General features: G+C 47.1%; 5 protein-coding genes. 2 read left to right on the forward strand and 3 right to left on the reverse strand.

All coding sequences use genetic code 11. From position 1 onward, the window contains the following. The coding region (locus tag ACRC27_RS08650; protein ID WP_438639698.1) for an ABC transporter permease at positions 1–687 on the forward strand (687 nt) is incomplete at its 5' end. Between the two features lie 51 nt (positions 688–738). Here the strand turns inward: ACRC27_RS08650 and ACRC27_RS08655 are convergent. Genes ACRC27_RS08655 through ACRC27_RS08665 form a run of 3 tightly spaced genes read right to left on the reverse strand, consistent with a single transcriptional unit; the run spans position 739 to position 4,063 of the window. Beyond that, the gene (locus ACRC27_RS08655) at positions 739–1,215 is read right to left on the reverse strand and encodes a response regulator (RefSeq protein WP_438621707.1); all 477 of its coding nucleotides are present in this window, start codon (positions 1,213–1,215) and stop codon (positions 739–741) included. A 41-nt stretch (positions 1,216–1,256) separates the two neighbouring features. Next, complete coding sequence (locus tag ACRC27_RS08660; RefSeq protein WP_438639699.1) at positions 1,257–2,621, reverse strand: sensor histidine kinase; 1,365 nt, start codon at positions 2,619–2,621, stop codon at positions 1,257–1,259. After that, positions 2,621–4,063 (reverse strand): SLC13 family permease, encoded by a 1,443-nt coding sequence (locus tag ACRC27_RS08665; protein WP_438629952.1) that lies wholly within the window; start codon positions 4,061–4,063, stop codon positions 2,621–2,623. Before ACRC27_RS08665 ends, ACRC27_RS08660 begins: the two co-directional genes overlap by 1 nt. A gap of 174 nt (positions 4,064–4,237) precedes the next feature. On the opposite strand from ACRC27_RS08665, the gene ACRC27_RS08670 reads away from it, so the two are divergent. Beyond that, positions 4,238–5,230, forward strand: a complete 993-nt coding sequence (locus tag ACRC27_RS08670; protein WP_438621712.1) for a 2-hydroxyacid dehydrogenase — start codon at positions 4,238–4,240, stop codon at positions 5,228–5,230. Positions 5,231–5,362 lie beyond the last annotated feature (132 nt).

Below are 5,362 nucleotides of genomic sequence, written 5' to 3' on the forward strand. Positions count from 1 at the left end.
AAGTCCGGTTTGCGCATGGTTATTCAACTGGTATTAATTGGTTTTTACCTTGAATATCTGTTTCAGCTAAATAATCCGTTTTTGAATGCTCTCTGGTTGTTGGTGATGATCTCGGCGGCAGCCTCAAATGCCATTAAACGCACACCACTGCCACGAGCCCGTTTATTTGCACCCGTGTTTATCGGCATTTCGCTGGGCTCACTCTCTGTACTGGCATACTTGCTGTTGGTTATTTTACAACCAACTCCATTCTACGATGCCCGTTTTGCCATTCCGCTTGGTGGTATGCTATTTGGTAATGCGCTGACGGCTAACTATCTGGTGCTCGACCGTTTCTACCGCGCAGTGATTACCCAGCAACCCATGTGGATGATGGATCTTTCGCTCGGAGCAACCCCCTTTGAGGCAGCGCTGCCACATCTGCGCCATGCCATGCGTTCGGCATGGTCACCCACTATTTTATCTATGGCAACACTCGGGGTTGTCTCATTGCCCGGCATGATGACAGGGCAAATTTTGGGTGGAAACAGCCCTCTTTTAGCAATCAAGTACCAGATACTGGTTATGCTGGCACTGCTCGCCTGTACCACGCTCTCATCAACCCTGATGATTTTGCTCAGCCTACGCAGCACCTTAACGCCACAAGGCATTATGGATCCCGCACTTACCCAGCTCTACCGTGATTAATCGTAGAATTGACACCTACTGAAAATAACACTGCGCGGCATCGGTTGCCTGCTAGTCGCGCAGTCTTTCCAGCACAACGGCTTGGTCAGCAAATTCAAGATACGGCGTAATATCCATACCACGGTCGAATAAAAACTCGGTCAGCAATTTGCGACATACCGCCACCAGCACATCAGCCTGCCACGGTTTTTCAAGATAGTGTTGAATGCGCGCACGGTTGACTGCCTCAATCGTATCTTTGTGTGATGCCTGCCCCGTCAGCAGGATTTTTTTCATCTGGTAAAAGCGCGGATCAGCGGCCAGCTCTGCTAGAAAATCGACCCCATTTTTTCCCGGCATAATATGATCTGACACCACCAGTGCGATCTGTTTTCCCTCGGCATCAAGATCATCAATTAAGCTGATCGCTTCGGCAGCAGATTCACACTCCTCAATATTGATCCAATGCGCTAGCTTATCCAGATCACGCACAACTGCACTGAGTACTTCGCGCTGATCGTCAACACAAATCAGATATAACCTTTCCATATGATCCTCCTTGAATGGCTTGTCTTACCCAACGTTGATCTTCATAACACTGATTGCAACGGAATTCGTACCCGAAACTGTGTGTAATCTACGCTACTTTTAAGCAGCAGATCGCCCCCATAGCTCTCAACCAGCCGCTTGACGATATACAGCCCCAGACCCAGACCAATAGTTTGGCCACTTTTTTTGGTGGTGAAATTGGGCTGGAAGATCCGTGCGGCGATCTCTTCGGGGATCATCGGCCCGTTATTTGACAACATCACCTGTATTGATCGCTTGCCGACCCGTGAGGTAATTCGCAACGTTGGATTGGGGGTATGCGCCTCTTTCATTGCATCCCAACCATTTTTGATAATATTAACCCACATCTGCACCAGTTCAGTTTGGTTACCGTATAGAGGGGGAAGCTCACCCAGATTCAATTCAACACTCATTTCCCGCAGATGGCTTTGCAGTAATGACAAGGCTTCATGCAGGGAGTCATTCACATCAATTCCCCACTGCCGTTGGTAATCCCCACCGCCCAATTGCTTGACAGATTTCACAATTCCGCTGGCATGGCGCGCGGCCAACTGCATGTCATAGCAGTCACGGCCTATCTCCCATAATTGTAAAGCATCATCAAGATTATCAGGGAGATGAGCGGGTATGGGTTGATCGCCCAGTGCACGTGCCAATGTTTTAGCCTGAGCATGTGAAAGTGTAAACTGCTTGCGCAACTGGCCGGCCAGATCTCGCACATGCATACTTGACTCAGACTGCCCCTGTTCACGCCCCTGATCAAACCATGAGATCAGGGCCGGAGAACGATCATTGAGCAAATGGCGCATCACATCACTCAGATAATCCGATTTACGGGCCAGCACCCCCACCGCATTATTCAGCTCATGTGCCAGACCTGCGGCCAGTTGCCCCAACGTAGAGAGCTTCTCAGCCAAATGTAAACGCCGGTTGGCCGCTTCCCGCTCACGCGCCATCTGGCTCAAGCGCCACTGCCTTCGCTGTAGCTCTTCCACAATAACCGGCATAAACTGTTCGGTTAAACTACCAAAGCGCTCACGATCAACCGGTGCGGTACGCAGATCTATCCACGCCAACTCCGCATCGGTTTCTGCCACCACACGGCTTGATGCCACCAAACGGTACGAGAAAAAGCTGTGTACACCGATAAATGTACCCGGCGATGCCAAAAATATCTCGGCTTGCTCCTCTTCACCAATATCATCCAGCGCCTTCACGGTAGCAGTCAGTTGCCCTTCACGCACATAATAGAGGCGATCATTAAACTGGCCTTGATCCATCAGTACATCACCAGAGCACAAGCTGATCTGCTGTTCAGGGTGCGTAAAGTAGTCACGGATAATCCGCTCGATGACTGCTAGCTGCTCTTTTTTCGGCTCGCTCATCAGATGATCCCAAATTGTGTCAACAACAACAGCATCAACAAACTCAGTACCACACCGATAATCCCGAGCCATACTCCCGTTTTTGCCATTTGTGAAGACTCCACCATACCCGTAGCATGTGCCAGCGCATTAGGGGGAGTACTGATAGGCAGAGCCATACCGAGTGATGCAGCAAAGGTCACTCCAAGGATCAACGTGACTTCATTCAACCCGCTGACCGATCCGGCCAGTGCTGCCATCAGAGGCAACAGCAAGTTTGCCGTTGCCGTGTGCGACATAAAATTCGCCATCAGCAATGTTAACGTCACCGCACCCAACAACACCGCTATCGCCGAGTAATCAGCAAATGGAATAGTTTGTACTAAACGCTGAGCTAGCCCTGTTTTTTCAAGTGCCAAACCAAGCGCAATACCACCAGAAACTAGCCAGAGCACATCCCATGACATTTTTTTCATATCATCACGGGTAATAATACCGGTAGAAACAAATACCGCGACCGGGATCAGAGCGACAACATACGAGTTCATATTGTGCAGCCCCCCCAGCATCCAGAGCAGAATGGTGACAATAAACGTGATATACACCACGATAGCTTTACCGGTTTTCAAAAATTTACCGCGAATTTGCAGCTCAATCTCTTTTTCTGATGAGGGATAAAAAAGATTCAACAACCACCAGCCAATCAGTAGCAGCACCAGCACAAACGGCACACCAAAACTCATCCACTCACCAAATGAGATGGCATTCTCTCCGGTCAGGTATTTCAGCGCGACCGCATTGGGTGGCGTGCCAATCGGTGTGCCTATACCGCCGATATTTGCCGCAATGGGAATCGAGAGTGCAAATGCCACCCGCCCCCGATCCCCTGCCGGCAATGCGGCCAGTACAGGAGTGAGTAAAGAGAGCATCATTGCCGTTGTTGCGGTATTACTCATAAACATCGAAAAAATAGCGGTAACCACCATCAATCCGAGCATGACATTCCGTGGATTTTTGCCGAAAGGTTTCAGCAAGACGCGCGCAAGATTAACATCTAAACGGAATTTTGTTGCCGCCATTGCAAGAAAAAAACCGCCTAAAAACAACATGATAATTGGAGATGCAAAAGTGCTCATGATCTCTTGGTATCCCAGCATGATACCAAAATCGGTTGCATCAGCAGCAGGTAGCGCCAGCCAGATAGCGCGGTCTGAAATCAGCAATAATTCCAATAGAATAATCAGTACTGAAGTCGCATAAATAGGAATAGGCTCAAGTACCCAGCACAGTGCTGCTAAAATAAAAATAGCAATCACCCGCTGCTCTACCGTGGTTAGACCCGGCATCATAAACCAGCTTGAAGGCACTAATAGTATGATTATAAATAACAAAAATGGCAGTGATGTCATAAACATCTGCCTTATTGAACGGGTATGACGCGGCTCTTTACTTACTCTATCCATGAATAACCACCGTGATTTTTAATCCCTAAAGTCATTAAGGACATACTCTCAAACTGAGAAAAATTCACCGTGAGTCATATCTAAAAACAATCATTAAATATTGAAACAAACATTCATTTGATTTACATCAATTATTTTTGTAATTTAATTACAATTAAGATGTGGAGTAGCATGATGAACATCGCAGTATTTAGCAGTAAACAGTACGATCGTAAGTTCTTCAATCTGGTAAACCAATCATTCAACTTCAATCTGGATTTTTTTGACTTTAAGTTTGATGCAAAAACAGCACGTATGGCTGAAGGTGCTGATGTTGTGTGTATTTTTGTCAACGACACCGCTGACAGAGAAGCCATTCAAGTGCTTGCACAGCAAGGCATTAAACTTATCGCACTACGCTGTGCTGGTTTTAACAATGTTGATTTAGCCGCCGCTGCCGAGTTTGGTATTGCGGTAGTACGTGTACCCGCCTATTCACCAGAAGCTGTAGCTGAACATGCTGTTGGCATGATGCTGACCCTCAACCGCCGTATTCACCGCGCTTACCAACGCACCCGTGATGCCAATTTTTCGCTTGAAGGGCTAACCGGCTTCAATATGCACGGTCGCACTGCGGGTATTATCGGTACAGGGAAAATTGGTATCGCAACGATGCGTATCCTGAAAGGCTTTGGCATGAAGTTGTTAGCCTTTGATCCGTATGTAAACCCTGAGGTTGAAAAGCTCGGTGGTGAGTATGTCGATTTAGATACACTATTGGCACAGTCAGATGTGATCTCATTACACTGCCCGCTAACACCGGAAAATCGTCATCTTTTGAATGAAGCGGCGTTTGCTAAAATGAAGCAAGGCGTTATGATTATCAACACCAGCCGTGGTGGTCTGTTAAATTCGCAAGATGCCATTGAAGCGCTTAAGCAAGAGAAAATTGGTGCTCTCGGCCTTGATGTGTATGAAAATGAACGCGATCTGTTCTTTGAAGATAAATCAAACGATGTCATTAAAGATGATGTGTTCCGCCGCTTGTCTGCCTGCCATAACGTGCTGTTCACCGGCCATCAGGCTTTTTTAACTGAAGAAGCATTGACCAATATTGCCGATACAACGCTTAGCAATATTGCAGAGTTTACCCGCACGCAACACTGTACAAATCAAGTTGTGCTGTAATTTAGTCACTAGCACTTCAGTAAACAGTGATATAACCAATTATGGTTATATCACTGTCGAAAAGTTGCAGCGTAATTGCTGCAACTTAACGCGAACAATGTTGATTTCTATCCCAAACATAAACGAAATACA

This window comes from Plesiomonas sp. (assembly GCF_051650925.1).
In the GTDB taxonomy this organism is placed as follows: domain Bacteria; phylum Pseudomonadota; class Gammaproteobacteria; order Enterobacterales; family CAMTGL01; genus Plesiomonas.